This is a genomic window from Enterococcus sp. 3C7_DIV0644 (genome assembly GCF_002141235.1).
In the GTDB taxonomy this organism is placed as follows: domain Bacteria; phylum Bacillota; class Bacilli; order Lactobacillales; family Enterococcaceae; genus Enterococcus_D; species Enterococcus_D entomosocium.
In genome coordinates this window covers 2,928,657-2,945,972 of record NZ_NGLK01000001.1, presented here as the reverse complement: position 1 = coordinate 2,945,972, position 17,316 = coordinate 2,928,657, and the positions used below count along the sequence as shown (strand labels likewise).

The 17,316-nt window shown below is 42.1% G+C and carries 12 protein-coding genes and 2 other annotated features; of the genes, 2 read left to right on the top strand and 10 right to left on the bottom strand.

Annotation, left to right across the window (positions count from 1 at the left end):
- Positions 1–264, bottom strand: a sequence feature (16S ribosomal RNA rRNA prediction is too short).
- Positions 265–336: 72 nt separating this feature from the next.
- Positions 337–1,229: a sequence feature (16S ribosomal RNA rRNA prediction is too short), on the bottom strand.
- Positions 1,230–1,853: 624 nt separating this feature from the next.
- From A5877_RS13820 to dnaE, 8 genes are all read right to left on the bottom strand, one after another.
- A complete protein-coding gene (locus A5877_RS13820) occupies positions 1,854–3,359 on the bottom strand; it encodes a HAMP domain-containing histidine kinase (RefSeq protein ID WP_034872519.1) in 1,506 nt (501 codons plus the stop codon).
- 14 nt (positions 3,360–3,373) lie between these two features.
- Positions 3,374–4,060: a response regulator transcription factor gene (locus tag A5877_RS13815; protein ID WP_005229193.1), complete on the bottom strand. Its 687-nt coding sequence runs from the start codon at positions 4,058–4,060 to the stop codon at positions 3,374–3,376.
- A gap of 139 nt (positions 4,061–4,199) precedes the next feature.
- Positions 4,200–5,621 carry an NADP-dependent phosphogluconate dehydrogenase gene (gndA, locus tag A5877_RS13810; RefSeq protein ID WP_005229192.1) on the bottom strand — a complete coding sequence of 474 codons (1,422 nt, stop codon included), beginning with the start codon at positions 5,619–5,621 and terminating at the stop codon, positions 4,200–4,202.
- A 183-nt stretch (positions 5,622–5,804) separates the two neighbouring features.
- Complete coding sequence (rpmF, locus tag A5877_RS13805) at positions 5,805–5,984, bottom strand: 50S ribosomal protein L32 (RefSeq protein WP_005229191.1); 180 nt, start codon at positions 5,982–5,984, stop codon at positions 5,805–5,807.
- Between the two features lie 56 nt (positions 5,985–6,040).
- A complete protein-coding gene (locus tag A5877_RS13800) occupies positions 6,041–6,601 on the bottom strand; it encodes a DUF177 domain-containing protein (protein WP_005237175.1) in 561 nt (186 codons plus the stop codon).
- Positions 6,602–6,796: 195 nt separating this feature from the next.
- Positions 6,797–8,581, bottom strand: a complete 1,785-nt coding sequence (gene pyk / locus A5877_RS13795) for a pyruvate kinase (RefSeq protein WP_008377816.1) — start codon at positions 8,579–8,581, stop codon at positions 6,797–6,799.
- Between the two features lie 84 nt (positions 8,582–8,665).
- Entirely contained in the window at positions 8,666–9,628 is a 963-nt protein-coding gene (pfkA, locus tag A5877_RS13790; protein ID WP_005237177.1) for a 6-phosphofructokinase, read from the bottom strand.
- A 161-nt stretch (positions 9,629–9,789) separates the two neighbouring features.
- The gene (gene dnaE / locus A5877_RS13785) at positions 9,790–13,101 is read right to left on the bottom strand and encodes a DNA polymerase III subunit alpha (protein WP_086316979.1); all 3,312 of its coding nucleotides are present in this window, start codon (positions 13,099–13,101) and stop codon (positions 9,790–9,792) included.
- Between the two features lie 147 nt (positions 13,102–13,248).
- Here dnaE and A5877_RS13780 point away from each other — a divergent pair, with 147 nt between their 5' ends.
- The gene (locus A5877_RS13780) at positions 13,249–13,431 is read left to right on the top strand and encodes a YjzD family protein (RefSeq protein ID WP_008377814.1); all 183 of its coding nucleotides are present in this window, start codon (positions 13,249–13,251) and stop codon (positions 13,429–13,431) included.
- A 47-nt stretch (positions 13,432–13,478) separates the two neighbouring features.
- On the opposite strand, the gene A5877_RS13775 is transcribed toward A5877_RS13780, so the two are convergent.
- A complete protein-coding gene (locus A5877_RS13775; RefSeq protein WP_016619879.1) occupies positions 13,479–14,684 on the bottom strand; it encodes a multidrug efflux MFS transporter in 1,206 nt (401 codons plus the stop codon).
- A 100-nt stretch (positions 14,685–14,784) separates the two neighbouring features.
- Positions 14,785–16,224: an NCS2 family permease gene (locus A5877_RS13770; protein ID WP_005237180.1), complete on the bottom strand. Its 1,440-nt coding sequence runs from the start codon at positions 16,222–16,224 to the stop codon at positions 14,785–14,787.
- A 261-nt stretch (positions 16,225–16,485) separates the two neighbouring features.
- On the opposite strand from A5877_RS13770, the gene A5877_RS13765 reads away from it, so the two are divergent.
- A complete protein-coding gene (locus A5877_RS13765) occupies positions 16,486–17,289 on the top strand; it encodes a Cof-type HAD-IIB family hydrolase (protein WP_005229159.1) in 804 nt (267 codons plus the stop codon).
- Positions 17,290–17,316: the final 27 nt, after the last annotated feature.

Sequence of the window (17,316 nt, the reverse complement as noted above, 5' to 3'; positions counted from 1 at the left end):
CAGGTCATAAGGGGCATGATGATTTGACGTCATCCCCACCTTCCTCCGGTTTGTCACCGGCAGTCTCGCTAGAGTGCCCAACTAAATGATGGCAACTAACAATAAGGGTTGCGCTCGTTGCGGGACTTAACCCAACATCTCACGACACGAGCTGACGACAACCATGCACCACCTGTCACTTTGCCCCCGAAGGGGAAGCTCTATCTCTAGAGTGGTCAAAGGATGTCAAGACCTGGTAAGGTTCTTCGCGTTGCTTCGAATTAAACCACATGCTCCACCGCTTGTGCGGGCCCCCGTCAATTCCTTTGAGTTTCAACCTTGCGGTCGTACTCCCCAGGCGGAGTGCTTAATGCGTTTGCTGCAGCACTGAAGGGCGGAAACCCTCCAACACTTAGCACTCATCGTTTACGGCGTGGACTACCAGGGTATCTAATCCTGTTCGCTCCCCACGCTTTCGAGCCTCAGCGTCAGTTACAGACCAGAGAGCCGCCTTCGCCACTGGTGTTCCTCCATATATCTACGCATTTCACCGCTACACATGGAATTCCACTCTCCTCTTCTGCACTCAAGTCTCCCAGTTTCCAATGACCCTCCCCGGTTGAGCCGGGGGCTTTCACATCAGACTTAAGAAACCGCCTGCGCTCGCTTTACGCCCAATAAATCCGGACAACGCTTGCCACCTACGTATTACCGCGGCTGCTGGCACGTAGTTAGCCGTGGCTTTCTGGTTAGATACCGTCAAGGGATGAACGTTTTACTCTCATCCTTGTTCTTCTCTAACAACAGAGTTTTACGATCCGAAAACCTTCTTCACTCACGCGGCGTTGCTCGGTCAGACTTTCGTCCATTGCCGAAGATTCCCTACTGCTGCCTCCCGTAGGAGTCTGGGCCGTGTCTCAGTCCCAGTGTGGCCGATCACCCTCTCAGGTCGGCTATGCATCGTTGCCTTGGTGAGCCGTTACCTCACCAACTAGCTAATGCACCGCGGGTCCATCCATCAGTGACGCAAAAGCGCCTTTCAACTTTCTTCCATGCGGAAAATAGTGTTATACGGTATTAGCACCTGTTTCCAAGTGTTATCCCCTTCTGATGGGCAGGTTACCCACGTGTTACTCACCCGTTCGCCACTCTTTTTCTTTCGGTGGAGCAAGCTCCGGTGAAAGAAAAAGCGTTCGACTTGCATGTATTAGGCACGCCGCCAGCGTTCGTCCTGAGCCAGGATCAAACTCTCATAATGATTTGTTTGAATGACCATACGGTCATTAAGCTCATAAAAATTAACTTTGCTAGCTATTGCTTGCATGTATTTGTTTCAATAAATTGAAACGTCCTACACATTGGTTCGTTTGCTTGCTTTGTTCAGTTTTCAAAGGTCTACCGTGCTGCGTTAGCAACTTTTATATCATATCAGAGCGACGTTTGATTGTCAACTCTTTTTTAAAAGTTTTTTTCAAGAAGTTGTTATTTAACTTCTCTCTTAACCTCAGCGACTTTTTCATCTTACCATCTCAACCGTTATATGTCAAACACTTTTTTGAAAAGTTTTTTTGATTTATCAGGTTTTTTCAGAGACGATATTTTTTCGACTTTGTTATAATAACACTTGTAAAATGTTTCGTCAACAACTAATTTCAAAAAAGATCAATCAGTGTTTGTTACAAATGTCTTAACAAGGACAAGTAATAATATAGCAATTCTTAAAGGAAAAATCAACTAAAAAAATAGGCTTTTTGACAACTATTTTCATAGGCGAATTATTCATTACCAAACGTTTCGAACGTTCGTTTATAAGCAGTGTTTCGGCACTAAATCTATCATTTAAGAATGAAAAAAGAGAACTTAAGCTTTTTTGCTCAACGTTCTCTTTTCGTCCGATCTTCCGTTTGAAGAATCGGTATATAAATCCGAAAGATTGTTCCTTGGCCAATGACACTCTCCGCCGTGATTTTTCCTTTATAGCTTTCTAATAGTTGTTTTGCTATAGATAACCCCAAACCATTGCCACCTTTGGTTCTAGCACGGGCTTTATCTACTCGATAGAAACGATTAAAGATCTTATCGAGGTCTTCTTTGGAGATGCCTTCCCCGAAATCTTGGATGGCAATTTCAAAAGATTGACGATCCAATGAAATAGATAGATGAACTTCTTTTCGATCAGTGGAATACTTTACTGCGTTATCCAAGACAATAATAATGATCTGTTCAAAATGATTGCGATAGATTTTCAGCTTCAACTCATGATACAAATCATCATCCAACGTAAAGACAAAATCCGGATACAGTATTTTAAAGTTATTGAACACTTGATAGACAACTTCTTTTGCATTAGTTGTTTCATTTGCATAATGAACATCCACTTGTTCCGCTCTTGAGAGATCCAACATTTCCTGTACTAGCGTCTTCATTCGACTGATCTCTTGCATACTGGCTGCGAGGGACTCATCCAAGATCTCTGGATCATCTTTCCCCCAACGTTGCAAAAGATTCATGTGTCCTTCAATGATTGCTACGGGTGTCCGTAACTCATGAGAAACATCTTCAACGAATCGCTCTTGCTGCTCAATGTACAGGCGCATGCGATCCAACATCTCATTAAATATATCTGCTAAATCAGACAGTTCATCGTTCGTATTTAATTCTGGCATATGCACGGTTGACTGCGGGTTTTTCCGAACAGTTTCCATCGTATCCCGTAATACCTTTAATGGCTGAAGGAAATACGCTGATAAAAAGAACCCGAGGACACTGCTGAGAATCAGAGAGACGACTTCTAAGATAATCAAAGTCAGCAGCAGTTTGCTGCGTATTTCATAAAAAGAAGTCAACTCATAAAATGTTTGAGCATAGCCAATCCGCTCTCTGGTGCCTTTTGAATAAATGGGTTGGATCGAGAGAAAGCCTGTGATACCATCCAGCGTTACGATGGTTGGCGCTTTGCGCTGCGTGTCGATCAGTGCTAAATCATTTTCATGGGTTTTAAAAACAAGGTCCTCATTCAAATTATAAACAAACAGGCTCAATGGTGCTTGGCCTAATTCCGAAATAAAGGAGTCGATTTTCATTAAGTTGCCATCGATCGTTGAAGTGCGATCATAAATGCTCGTCGTCCCCGCATCATTTTTGGTTAAATTACGATACGTTCGGACCAATGTTAGTTCTTGATCCGAATTGGCTAAACGAGAAGCAACCTCTGACATCGTCCGCTCCACATTGTTTTCTTCTTTAGCGACGATCAAATTCACCGATGTTTTATAGGTGATCACGGCAAAGATCGTAAATACGACGAATATAAAGAAAGAACTTGCGAAGGCCCACTTTACAGTTAAAGAAGGCCCCTTCAGTTCTTTTAATTTTTTCATTCTTTTTTTAAGGTTCACGACCGCATCACATAACCTGTACCACGAACGGTTTGGATATAGCTTTCCTCCCCTGGTACATCAATTTTATTCCGTAAGTAGCGGATGTAAACATCGACAACGTTGGTTTCAACTTCTGTCTCATAGCCCCAGACTTTGTTTAATAAAACATCTCTGGCCAAAACGACATTAACGTTTTCCATTAAAGTCAACAATAGCTCATATTCGCGTTTTGTTAGTTCAATGACATCTGTTCCGCGACGAACGACACGATTTTCTTTTTCAATCGTTAGGTCTCGGTAAGTGATCGTGGTTTGTTTTGCAACGTTTTTGTCCCCTTCGATATCGATACGGCGAAGCAACGCACGTAAGCGTGCCAGCAATTCTTCAATTGCAAAAGGCTTCACAATATAATCATCGGCACCATGATCTAAACCTGATACTCGATCAATCACGGAATCTCGTGCGGTCATCATGATGATCGGGGTGTTCTTCGATTGACGCACGCGGCGGCAAACTTCTAACCCATTTAACTCAGGAAGCATTAGATCCAATAAGATCGCATCCCATTCATTATTCAGCGCCGCATCCAGTCCCGTCCGTCCGTTATAATGAACTTCAGTATTATACCCTTCATGCTTCAATTCTAATTCTACAAATCGAGCTAAGTTCTTTTCATCTTCAATGATTAGAATATTACTCATTATTGATAGCCCCTTTATTGATTATTCTGCCTTTAAATTAGACATTATCTGTCTTATTTTATCATGTATCTAAAAAATAAAAAAGAGATTGACCGAAAGTTCTCACTTTCGGCCTTTCTCTTTTGGATTCTCTTAAAGCTTACGCTTCATCATACCATGAATAATGGAAAATTCCCTCTTTATCTGTCCGTTCATACGTATGCGCTCCGAAGTAATCCCGTTGTGCTTGGATCAAGTTCGCTGGCAAACGATCAGAACGATAAGAATCGAAGTACGCGATCGCAGATGAGAACGTCGGCACAGGTACTCCTGCTTGGACAGCTAGTGCAACTACTTCACGTACAGAAGATTGATAACGTTTCGTAATATCTTTGAAGTAGTCATCTAATAGTAAGTTTTCAATGTCGGCATTCTTGTCATAAGCATCCGTGATTTTTTGTAAAAATTGAGCCCGGATGATACAGCCTGCACGCCAAATTTTGGCAATTTCACCAAAAGGAAGATCCCAATCATATTCTTTTGATGCAGTACGTAATTGCGCGAATCCTTGTGCATAGCTCATGATCTTACTGAAGTATAATGCTTCGCGGATCTTATTGATAAACTCTTCTTTGTTTCCTTCAAAAGCAACTGCTTCTGGTTTTGGTAAGACTTTGCTGGCATTGACCCGTTCTTCTTTGTAAGCCGAGATATAACGGGCAAAAACAGATTCAGTGATCAATGGTAGTGGTACGCCTAGGTCTAAGGCACTTTGGCTTGTCCATTTCCCAGTTCCTTTATTACCAGCAGCATCTAAAATCACATCAACGATTGGTTTGCCTGTACCTTGATCGTCTTTGCGAGTCAAAATATCCGCTGTGATCTCAATTAGATAGCTGTCTAATTCGCCTTTGTTCCATTCAGCAAAAATATCAGCCATTTCATCAACAGATAGACCTAATATGTTTTGCATCAAGTCATAAGACTCAGCAATCAGCTGCATGTCCCCATATTCGATCCCGTTATGAACCATTTTTACGTAATGGCCTGCACCGTTTGGTCCAATATAAGTCACACAAGGTGTTCCATCTTCGGCTTTTGCAGAAATTTGTTCCAAGATTGGCGCAACCAATTCATACGCTTCTTTTTGTCCTCCTGGCATGATCGAAGGACCTTTCAAGGCGCCCTCTTCCCCACCAGATACACCTGTACCGATAAAGTTGATTCCTGAGTTTGCCAACTCTTCGTTACGACGAACCGTATCTTTAAAGAAGGTATTTCCGCCATCGATCAAAATATCGCCTTTGTCTAGATGAGGCAATAATTCTTGGATCGTTGCATCTGTCGCAAATCCTGCTTTTACCATTAATAAAATACGACGTGGTTTTTCAATAGATTGAACAAATTCTTCTATCGTATAGGTTGCTTTAAAATTTTTATCTGGATGTTCTTTTACTACTTCTTCTGTCTTTGAACCAGTACGGTTAAATAAGGCAACTGAATAACCGCGGCTTTCGATGTTCAACGCTAAGTTTTTGCCCATAACAGCCATACCGACAACGCCGATTTGTTGTTTTGTCATCTTTCATCCTCCTAAGATTCAATTATCTTTTTCATTATAGCGCAAATGTACCTGCTTTTGAACTATTCTCTTTCGCTGGACAAAAATATTTCTGAAAAGTTCCATATTAGTCAAAAAAACAAAAAAACCTCAGGCTCCATGGTTAGCCTAAGGTTTTAGAATCCTCTTTCTGAAAAAAAGGAATTATGCTTCTTTTGTTGCTACGTCTTTGCCATCGTAATGACCACAGTTTGAGCAGACATGGTGGCTTTTTTTCATTTCACCACAGTTTGCACATTCGTTCAAACCGTTGATTGTCAATTTGTAATGTGTACGACGTTTTGCTTTCTTCGCTTTCGAAGTTTTTCTAGCTGGTACTGCCATTTTGCTACACCTCCTTGTTAATGAACGCAACCTTGAGGCTGCAATTTATTCCAATCCTACGCGTTATCGTCATCTGATTCAGTGAATAATTCGGATAATTTTGCAAGACGAGGATCAACTTGTTGAGCTTGCGCTTCTTTTTGATTTGCAAAGTCTTCTTCTGACAAAACAGCCCAATCGTTGCCAGATGGCATTGCTGAACCTTGCTTTTCTTCTTCTGTCAGGACTTGCAAAGGAATCGCAAGTAATAGGTTATCAGCGACTGATTCATCTAAGCTGATGGTTTGACCTTCAACGATCAAAACTTCTTCTTCGACGATCGTTTCATCGCGACGCTGAAATTGCTCTGGTGTCATGAAGTGTTCATCCACTGAAAAATCAAAAGGAATCGCTACAGGTGTCAAAGAACGAGTAGATGGCAATGTCATCGTCGTTTCTACTTGATAGTGCAGCAAGTATCCTTGCTTATCAACACTCATCAGCCCTTTTACTTTTACAGGAGACAAATCAATGATCTGTCCATCGCGTTTTATCAGTTGACTCTTTAAGTCAAGTGTTTCTTCAAACATCAGCGGTGTCTCTTGGTATTTTTTTAATTCCAATAAAGACCATTTCATTTTTATCACCCCTAAGCAACAAAAGCAATTATACAGGGCTTCTGAGGCTTTGTCAATGAAATTTTCTTGACACCTTTTTCATTTTTGATCGTGTCATTTTAATGCCCTTTCTCAAGGGATTTCGACCCTCTCAAAAAAACAACAGGAAGCGCACAACGTGCACTTGCCTGTTGCTTGATCAATCGTTAAAAATCATTAGATTGCTGTTGTTTCTCCACGATAAACGATACCGCGACGAGAATCAAGAGTAACCAATTCGCCATCTTTGATGGTTGTGGTTGCGTCTTTGGCACCAACGATGACTGGTAGATCTTTCGCGATTCCGACAACTGCTGCATGAGAAGTCAAGCCGCCATCTTCAACAACTAAAGCTGCTGCTTTTTCGATTGCTGGCATATATTCTTTATCTGTTGTTGGTACAACTAAAATCATGCCATCTTTTGCTTTCGCAATTGCTTCTTCGGCACTGTGAGCGATCACGGCATTGGCAACAACTGATTTTTCACCAATCCCTTGCGCTTCAAGCAATTTTGAACCGATCAATTGGATCTTCATGACGTTGGTTGTTCCGCGTTCACCAACAGGAACACCGGCTGTGATCAAGATTAGATCGCCTTCTTTAGCAAAACCTAAATCAACTGCTTGTTTTGCTGCTAATTCAAACATTTCATCAGTTGTTGATGGTTTTTCAGCAACGGTTGGGTAGACACCCCAGTTAAGCATCAAGCCACGTTTTGTACGTTCATCAAATGTAACAGCTAAAATGTCAGCATCTGGACGATATTTAGAGATCATTTTTGCAGTGTAGCCAGATTCAGTCGCTGCAACGATTGTTTTAACCCCTAGGTTTTTCGCCGCACGAGCAACAGATAAACCGATTGTTTCTGTTACATCTGTTTTATCGAATTGGTTGATTTGGAATGTGCTGTTTTCTGATAAAGCTTTTTCAGCTTCAATGTCGATCCGTGCCATTGTTGCTACTGCCTCAACAGGGTAGTCACCGTTTGCTGATTCACCAGAAAGCATTGTTGCATCGGTACCATCAAAGACAGCATTGGCAACGTCAGAAGCTTCTGCACGGGTTGGACGTGGGTTTTGTTGCATTGACTCTAACATTTGTGTTGCTGTGATAACTGATTTACCAGCAGCGTTACATTTTTTAATAATGCTCTTTTGAACCATTGGTACTTCTTCAGCAGGGATCTCAACACCCATGTCACCACGGGCAACCATGATACCATCAGAAACTTTGATGATTTCATCGATATTATCGATACCTTCTTGTGATTCGATTTTAGAGAAGATTTGCACATGAGTCATGTCTTTTTCTTCTAAAATTTCACGAATCTCTAAAACGTCTTGCGCTTTACGTACAAATGAAGCGGCAATGAAGTCGATATCGTTATCAAGACCAAAACGGATATCTTCTGCATCTTTTTCAGTAATACCAGGTAAGCTGATTGATACACCAGGAGCGTTGACCCCTTTACGTGATCCTAACATTCCAGCATTTTTAACAACAACCACTAATTCGCGGGTTGCTTCGTCTTTTTCTTTGATTTCCATGTCGATCAAACCATCATCAAACAAGATGTGTCCGCCCACATGAACATCTTCAAATAAACCAGGATAAGTTACAGCAATTTTTTCTTTTGTTCCTTTGTGTTCTGGATCCATTGAAATGCGTGTTTCATCGCCAACGTTAAATTGGATGTATCCAGCACGACCAAAGTCAGCTTCTGTCGTATTTTGTACAGTTGTACGGATTTCAGCACCTTTTGTATCTAAAAGGATACCGACATCTTTACCAGTTTTCTTCACGGCTTCACGAACCATTGTCATACGCGCTAATTGTTCTTCATGATCTCCATGAGAGAAGTTAAAGCGGAAGACATTCGCACCGGCTTCAATCAGTTGAGAAATAATTTCCACACTGTTACTTGCTGGTCCTAATGTACTTACGATCTTTGTTTTTTTCATTACTAAACGCTCCTATTCATTTATTTAAAATAGCTAATAAGCTTTTTTTACAAAATTACTGTTGCGTTGCTCTAAAAAATCTCTTTAAAATGAGATTTCTTTGTTCAAGTTATACAAGCTAAGATCTGGCTTGTGACGATTGTTTTCAAGGGTTTCGATAATATCAGAAGCAATCATTTCATTGTTTTCGATACCGATACATAGACCGCCTTTGCCTTGTTGCAATAATTCAACGGCATATGAACCAAATTTACTTGCTAACACACGGTCACGAGCGCTTGGTGAACCACCACGGACAACGTGTCCTAGAATTGATACACGGGTATGGAAATCGCCGTATTCAGAAAGTTTGTCAGCAAAATCATTTCCGCCCATCACGCCTTCGGCTAAAACGATCAAGCAATGTTTTTTCCCGCGGTCGCGTCCTTCACGGATACGATCAGCAACAACTTGCATGTCAAAATCATGTTCTGGGATGATGATTTCATCCGCACCACCGGCCACACCTGACCATAAAGCGATATCGCCAGCACCACGTCCCATTACTTCGATCACAAATGTGCGGACATGTGATGTCGCTGTATCACGGATACGGTCAATCGATTCTAAGACAGTATTGATCGCTGTATCAAAACCAATCGTGAAATCTGTTCCTGGAATGTCGTTATCGATCGTTCCTGGAATCCCGATTGCTGGGAAACCGTGGCGAGTAAGTGCCATCGCACCATGGTAAGATCCATCTCCACCAATCACGACTAGCCCTTCGATGCCAAATTTCTTTAATTGCTCGATTCCTTTTAATTGCCCTTCTTGTGTCGCAAATTCTGGATAACGTGCTGAATATAAGAATGTTCCACCACGTTGAATTTTGTCACCAACATCAGCAACATCTAAGCGACGAATGTCGCCTGCGACTAGTCCGGCATAGCCATAGTTGATTCCATATACTTCAAGTCCGTCAAAAATACCCTTTCTGACAACTGCGCGAATCGCTGCGTTCATTCCTGGTGCATCGCCGCCACTGGTTAGAATTCCAATGCGTTTCATTATTCTTTCACCTCATCAAAAGATTTTGTTTAGGGAAGCCCCTGTTTGCTAGTTTTCAAGTAATAACCACGAGACATATTCTACCATTATTCCATGAAAATGTCTTGAAATAGTGGGAAAAAGTTGAAAAAAGTGTAAGTTGAATTATCGTTTTCGGAAAATTACTTGAAAATTACATTTCCATTTCCTAATAATGCCTTCAGTTGTGTGACAAAGTTCGGCTCATCCGTTACCCAGTTTTCTTCTGCTAATAACACTTTTTTGCCACTACTTTCATAAAACATCACCACTGGAATATTTCCTTGATGCTGCTTCATTTCCTTCGACAATGCTTGCAGGTGCGACGTTTCGGCTTCAGCAGAAATCTTTAAGTAGCAAGTTTGTGGCGCAATTTTATTTTGAACGTTTTCTGCTAAGTCTATTTTATCAGCAATGAGTTGGATTTCACCATTGTAACGACTTACCTCGACCTTTCCTTCAATATAGAGAACAGCATTTTCTTCGATCAAGGAACGCACTTGTCGATAAACGATGGGAAAAATCGTTACTGAAACTTCTTTGCTAGCATCCGTTCCTTCAACAAATGCCATCTGTTCGCCTTTTTTTGTACGTATCTCCCGAATCTTGCGGACATACAAAAGGATGCGGACCCGTTCATTCGGAACCAGATCGGCAATATCGGTGATTTGTTTTAATTGATGCAATTTTTGAAACTGTTCTACGGGATGGCCAGACAAATAAACACCTAAGTATTCTTCTTCCAAAGCCAGTTTCTCTTCCAGTTTGTAATCGGCAACGGCTTCTTCTTTTAAAGCCATGGTTTCTAAGAGATCCAAACTGCCGCCACTATAAGTAATATTTTGGATTTTCCCTTCTAGTTGGATCAATGCTTGTTTTCGATTAGGCGCAATCACATCGAATACACCGATGCTCAAAAGCGGCAATAAATAGTCCAACTTTAACCACTTGCTGTTCCGCTGATTCAAGCGAAGTAAAAATTGATCCATGGACGTGAAATTGCCATGCTCTTTTCGTTCTGTCAAAATGTCTTGGATCATGTCGCGCCGAATCCCTTTGATACTGCTGAACCCAAAGCGGATTTGTTTCTCATTTTGCAGTTGAAAACTAAACCCACTGGTATTGATCGATGGTGGCAATACTTCTACTCCATAACGTGCGGCTTCATTTAAGTATTCTTTCATTTTGCTTGCAGTATTGCGTACCGAGTGCAAGATCGAAGCAAAAAAAGGTGCCGGATAGTGCACTTTCAAGTACGCCATTTGAAAGCCGATAAAGGAATAGGCAAACGCATGGGAACGGTTAAACCCATAGTTGGCGAAGCGCTCAATATAGTCATAGACCAAATTGGCGGTCTTCTCGTCATAATGATTGGCCAACGCACCTTGCACAAAATGGCGACGTTCTTCATCCAACACGTCTTTTTTCTTTTTACTGATTGCTCGCCGCAAAATATCTGCCTGTCCTAGGCTAAAACCAGCCATTTTGGAAGCTACTTGCATGATCTGTTCTTGATAAACAATGATTCCGTAAGTGTTTTGCAAGATTGGAATCAAGCTGTCATCCGGATAAGAGACCCGCTCTTGTCCTTTTTTCCGCTTGATAAAAGTATCAATATTTTGCATCGGTCCCGGGCGATACAAGGCATTGACTGCAGCAATGTCTTCGATACTTTCTGGCCCTAGCTTGCGCAAGACATTGCGTATTCCCGCTGATTCAAATTGGAAGATCCCTGCCGTCTCCCCTTTTTGAAACAAACGCAATGTTGCTGGATCATCAAGAGGAATCTCTTTTTGGGTTACGATTTGTTGGCTGATTCGTTTGATACCTTTCAAGGTATTATCAATGATCGACAAGTTTCTCAAACCTAAAAAATCCATCTTCAATAGGCCAATGGCTTCCACGTCATTCATGGTAAACTGGGTCAGCCAAATCCCATCGCTGCCTTCTTGCAAAGGCACCAAATCAAGCAGATTCTTGTCACTGATCACCACACCGGCGGCATGGGTCGATACGTGACGGGGCAGTCCTTCTAAGATTTTGGCGACTTGAAACATTACTTGATTCCGCTCATTGAACGAAACCAGCTCTCGCAGCTGATTGGATTGTTCATAAGCAAGATCTAAGGTCATTTTCAAGGCATTGGGGATGGCTTTTGACCAGCGATTAGCTTCACTTTGCGAGAGACCAAAGACCCGAGAAACATCTCGCAAAACCATTTTGGCCGCCATGGTACCAAACGTGGCAATCTGTGCCATATATTCTTGCCCATATTTTTGGCGCACATACTGTAAAATCTCGTCTCTGCGATTGTCAGGAATATCTAAATCAATATCAGGCATCGTGTAACGTTCTGGATTCAAGAATCGTTCAAACAAAAGATCGTATTTGATTGGATCCACGTCGGTGATAGATAAAACATACGCCACCAGTGCTCCGGCAGCGGATCCCCGTCCAGCTCCGGTAACGATTTCTTGTTGGTGGGCAAAGTCCATGACGTCCCAAATAATCAAGAAGTAATCATCAAAGCCCATCTTATGGATGACAGACAACTCATAATCCAAACGCTGTTCGTACGCCGATGTAACGTGAGCAACTCGCTGAGGCAGACGTTCAAAACAAATTTTGCGCAAATAGTCCGCAGCATTTTCTTCTGCTGGTAACGGGTAATGAGGCAATAGCCGCTGATGCAGTGGCAGCTCGACGGCGCATTCAGCTGCAATCCGCTGATTATTCATCAATGCCTGCGACGCTTCGCCAAATGACGCAGTCAATTGGTCTGCCGGTTGTAAAAAAAGCTGTGTAGTCGCTTGCTCTTTTGCCTGACGAAAGTCTTCAATTTGCGAACCATCTTTGATATGGGTCATCACTTTGACTGCAAAGGCTTCTTCTTGTGCTAAAGCCGCGATGGGTTGATACGCACATGGTGCAATGTTTTGCTCGTTAAACCAAGCGATCGTTTCTGGATCTAGCCCTTTGCTAGTAATCCCTAAAAACAAGCTCTCAGAATCAAATTTATGGCTGATTGCTCGCAGTGCTTCTTGATTGGCTTCTAGATCATCGTGCTGAGAAGGCAGAAACCCCTCGCCTTCAGGCAGCAAACCAAAGAGATCCTGCAAAGAATCACAAGCAGCTAAATTCAACTGCTCGGTGATCATTTTTTCACTTGATAAACGCATCAAGGTTTGATAGCCCTTGAGGTTTTTTGCAAATACGTACAATGGAAAGGACATTGATCCCTCTCCGAAGGTACAGTCGAACAAAGCGCCAAAAATCGGCTTGATGCCCTGTGCTAGGCATTGTTGATAAAACTCGACCGCGCCATAGAGAACATTATGATCGGTCAGCCCCAATGTCTGATAGCCCATCTTTTTGGCTTGCTCTATATAGTGAGGAATTTTGATCGTACTTTGCAGCAACGAATAGGCGCTTAAGGTGGTGAGCTGTGAATACATTGAAATCCCTCCAAAAATGAAAATTCTCTTTCTTTCTGCTAGTAAATAGATTTGAAAAACAAAATGAAAAAGTGAAAATCTTTACAATAAATATTTTTGTGATAAACTAAAGTCGAAATGGAAGATACGCAGAAAAGAGGTGTCGTCATGCGTTACCTAGTCACTTTATTTTGGACTTTTGTATTAGGTCAAGTCGTTGGCTATCTAGGCAGCTCACTTGCTGGAGCAACTTATGATTTTCAATTAACTTCAATCATCTCTTTGGTCACAGGTGTGGTGATCATTCTTGTTGGTATTATCGCACCAGCGCCTGAAAAGACAAGCCATTAAAAAAAAACCAGTTACCTTTATTGTAACTGGTTTTTTTTTCTTTTCAACTATTCACTGATGTCCGTTTTACGTAAGCTTTTACGGAAATTAAATCCTGAGATAAAAATATTGATCAGTACAAACCCGCTCGTCACCCAAAAGACGGCTGGATAGCCAAAACCGGCTGCCACCGTTGAGCCGACCATTGGACCTAACACTTGCCCAAAGTTGGAGAACATTTGGTTGTAGCTATAGATACGGCTGACCCCTTCCATTGGAGTGATCTTGCTGATCAGTGTATTGATGGACGGCATCAAGGCACCGGTAGAAAAACCAAGCAAGAAGCGCAACACGCCTAGTTGAAACGGAGTAGAGACAAAGCCCATCGGAATGAAACAGAAAAATGACAGTACTAAGCCCCCCAACAGCACTTTGTGATTGCCATAACGATCACCGATTTTGCCTAAAAACGGCGAGGAGATAATCGCTGAAACACCGGCAACAGAGACGATCAATCCGCTGACGAACAAAATATTGCCCGTATCCCCGCTTAAATCACGAATATACAATGTGAGGATCGGACTGATGCTCGTTACACCTAGCTGTAAAATCAGGGAAGTAATAAACAAGCCAACAAGCAACTGCATATTTTTGATTTGACCAAAAATTTCTTTAATGGAAAGCAGATCGCCCTTTTCAACTGGCTCAAAATCTTCTTGAACGAGAAAAATCGTAAGCAACAGCGTGATTAGTAGAACAACGCCTGTGATAATAAAGACATTTTTCATGCCAAACCATTGCGCCAACGCCCCACCCATCGAAGGACCAATCAAATTCCCTGCGATGGCTCCTGTAGCCAATGTCCCAAGCGCCCAACCGCTTTTTTCTCGAGGCGCCTGCGAAGCGATCAACGCAGTCGCATTTGGAATATACCCCGATAAAATTCCGGTAAAGAAACGCATGATCAATAACCAATAGACATTCGGTACAAAAGCCAAAGAACCCATCGTCACTGTCATCCCCGCAGCCGCGCGAATCATCATTAAACGACGACCTTTTTGGTCTGCTAGATTTCCCCAAACTGGAGCAATGATAGCCGCCGCAAACGCCGTTACTGAGATTGCTAATCCAGAAAACAACTCAATTTGACTCTCTGGAGCGCCTAACTCTTCTATATATAAGGGAATGAATGGCATGACAAGACTAAAACTGGCACCCGTAAAAAAACAACCTACCCATGAAATCAGTAGATTTCGTTTCCAATCAATCTTCATTTACAAACCTTCTTTCACAAATACTATACCGTATCGTGAGTAATAATCAAATAAAAAATCTTTCTGCATTTAAAATACAGAAAGATTTTCATCATTAAACTTAACTGATCAAAGCCAAAATGACAAAGTTCAGGATAAACAACGCATTGACGACCCAGATGATCGGAGACACTTCGTTGGCTTTTCCTTTCACTACTTTCACTAATGCATAGAAAATGAAACCAACAGCGATCCCATTTGAAATACTGTAAGACAAGCCCATAAAAATGGACGCGAAGAAGGCTGGAACTGCTTCTTCTAGATCAGTCCACTTGATGTCCGCAAAAGAAGCCATCATCATTACCCCAACCAAGATCAATGCCGGTGCTGTCGCTTGTGCGGGAACGATTGAGATCAGTGGAGAAAAGATACTGCTGATCGCAAAGAGTGCTGCCACCACAACGGAAGTCAAGCCCGTGCGTCCACCAGCACCGATGCCAGCTGCTGATTCCACATAAGTCGTTGTATTTGAGGTCCCTACGATGGCCCCTACAGAAGTGGCTACGGCATCTGCAAAAAGAGCCTTATCCATCTTCGTATTCAACCCATTACTGTTTTCAACCGCTTCTTCATCTTTTTTCGAAAAGATCCCTGTACGACGTCCGGTTCCGATAAATGTACCGATCGTATCGAAGACATCTGATAAACTAAACGCTAAAATCGTCATGATTACTTGAGGGATTTTGGCAGAATCACTGAATAGTGAGCCCATTCCTTCAGAGCCAAACGCAGCGCCAAATGTGATTCCTAGTTCGCTGATGGAACTTCCTAATGAATTCCCGTGCCAATCAATGGCACTTAAATCCACCACACCCATCAAAATACCAATGATCGTCGTTCCTAAAATACCAAAAATAATTGCCCCACGAACATTTTTCACCACTAATAAAGTAGTCACTACTAAACCAATCACTGCTAACAAAACAGGTGCATTATTGAAATTCGCCAAAGCTGGGACGATCCCCCCATTAAAATTGGCACTCACAATCGTCTCACCGTCGACAACTGAACCCGTCACTGCGGCAGTGTCTGCACTGAAGTTTAGCAAGTTGGCATTTTTGATCCCTACATAAGCCACAAAGATCCCGATGCCGCCGCCGATTGCATGCTGCATGCTTTCTGGAATCGCATGAATGATCATTTTTCTGATTCGAGTCACCGTGATAAAAATGTTGATCAGGCCGCAGATGAAAACCATCGCTAATGCTTGCTGCCACGTATACCCTAAACCAAAAACAACGGTAAAGGTGAAGAATGCATTAAGTCCCATTCCAGGTGCTTGCGCGTAAGGCACATTTGCAAATAAGCCCATGATCAGGGTACCAATCACTGAAGCGATGATCGTTGCTAGGAAAACAGCTTGAAACGGCATGCCTGCAGCAGATAAAATCGTCGGATTCACAAACAAAATATAACTCATCGCGAAGAAGGTGGTGACCCCAGCCATCACTTCTGTGGAAACCGTCGTTTTATTCTCCTTTAATTTGAAAAACTTTTCCATGTTATGTTTCACTCCTGAACTTTAATCGTTTCTATGAAAAGAAAAAATGAATAATTGCGCTTTTCATCGAACAATTACAAATTATAAGGGAATAATTTTCGCTTTTCAAACCTTTTTCCGAATAAAACGAACCAAAAACGTTTAATGTTCGTGTTTTACTTTGTAACTATTATGAAAACTTATCGAAAACTTACTTGTATTGTGAAATGACAGAAATATGTTACACTTAAGCCACTACCATAAGAGAATGGAGCGAGTCTTTTGAAACCAAAAATCATCGCCATTGATTTAGATGGCACAACCTTAAATACTGAATCCCAACTTTCCCCTCGCACACGTGAGGTACTGGTTCGCGCCACCAAAGCGGGACACTTTGTTACCATCGCTACAGGAAGACCTTTTCGTATGAGTGATCAATTCTATAAAGAATTGGCGCTCACAACACCAATGGTCAATTTTAACGGTGGGTTGGTCCATAAACCTCGACAAGTCTGGGCAAACGAAATGGAGCACTCGATCTCTCGAGAAATTGCGTTTGAGCTCATGGCACAAAAAGAGCAGCTGGGCCTGACGTTTGTTGCAGCAGAAAATCGTGAAACCTTTTTCATCGATGACCTAAGCGGATTTGATCAACACTTTTTCTTTTCGGGTAATGCTTCCGAAAAAAATCTATTAGCAAATTTAAAAACGGATCCCACTTCATTACTGGTGAAAACCGAAAATGAATTAGCAGAATCTGTTTCTTTACGTATCAAGGATCAATTTGACGATGCAGTCGATGTTCGCACGTGGGGCGGGCCTCAAGCCATCTTAGAGATCGTACCAAAAGGGGTCCATAAAGCACTTGGTCTTTCGGTGATCGCGGATTCTTTGTCTTTGGATCGGCAAGATATCATCGCTTTTGGTGATGAACACAATGATTTGGAGATGCTGGATTATGCGGGGTGGGGCGTTGCTATGGCAAATGGCACGCAACAATTAAAATCGATCGCCAATGATGTTACTGACAAAACCAATGCGGAAGATGGCATGGTCGATTACTTGGAAAAATATTTAGGTCTATAAAAAAAGCCGATGCGGGATTGTCCGCAT

Bases quoted from the DNA above. Each gene is read 5' to 3' on its own strand.
- dnaE (WP_086316979.1), bottom strand. From the start codon at position 13,101: ATGTATTCACAGCTCACCACCTTAAGCGCCTATTCGTTGCTGCAAAGT.
- A5877_RS13815 (WP_005229193.1), bottom strand. From the start codon at position 4,060: ATGAGTAATATTCTAATCATTGAAGATGAAAAGAACTTAGCTCGATTT.
- A5877_RS13820 (WP_034872519.1), bottom strand. From the start codon at position 3,359: ATGAAAAAATTAAAAGAACTGAAGGGGCCTTCTTTAACTGTAAAGTGG.
- pyk (WP_008377816.1), bottom strand. From the start codon at position 8,581: ATGAAAAAAACAAAGATCGTAAGTACATTAGGACCAGCAAGTAACAGT.
- A5877_RS13775 (WP_016619879.1), bottom strand. From the start codon at position 14,684: ATGAAGATTGATTGGAAACGAAATCTACTGATTTCATGGGTAGGTTGT.
- A5877_RS13780 (WP_008377814.1), top strand. From the start codon at position 13,249: ATGCGTTACCTAGTCACTTTATTTTGGACTTTTGTATTAGGTCAAGTC.
- A5877_RS13800 (WP_005237175.1), bottom strand. From the start codon at position 6,601: ATGAAATGGTCTTTATTGGAATTAAAAAAATACCAAGAGACACCGCTG.
- rpmF (WP_005229191.1), bottom strand. From the start codon at position 5,984: ATGGCAGTACCAGCTAGAAAAACTTCGAAAGCGAAGAAAGCAAAACGT.
- gndA (WP_005229192.1), bottom strand. From the start codon at position 5,621: ATGACAAAACAACAAATCGGCGTTGTCGGTATGGCTGTTATGGGCAAA.
- A5877_RS13770 (WP_005237180.1), bottom strand. From the start codon at position 16,224: ATGGAAAAGTTTTTCAAATTAAAGGAGAATAAAACGACGGTTTCCACA.
- pfkA (WP_005237177.1), bottom strand. From the start codon at position 9,628: ATGAAACGCATTGGAATTCTAACCAGTGGCGGCGATGCACCAGGAATG.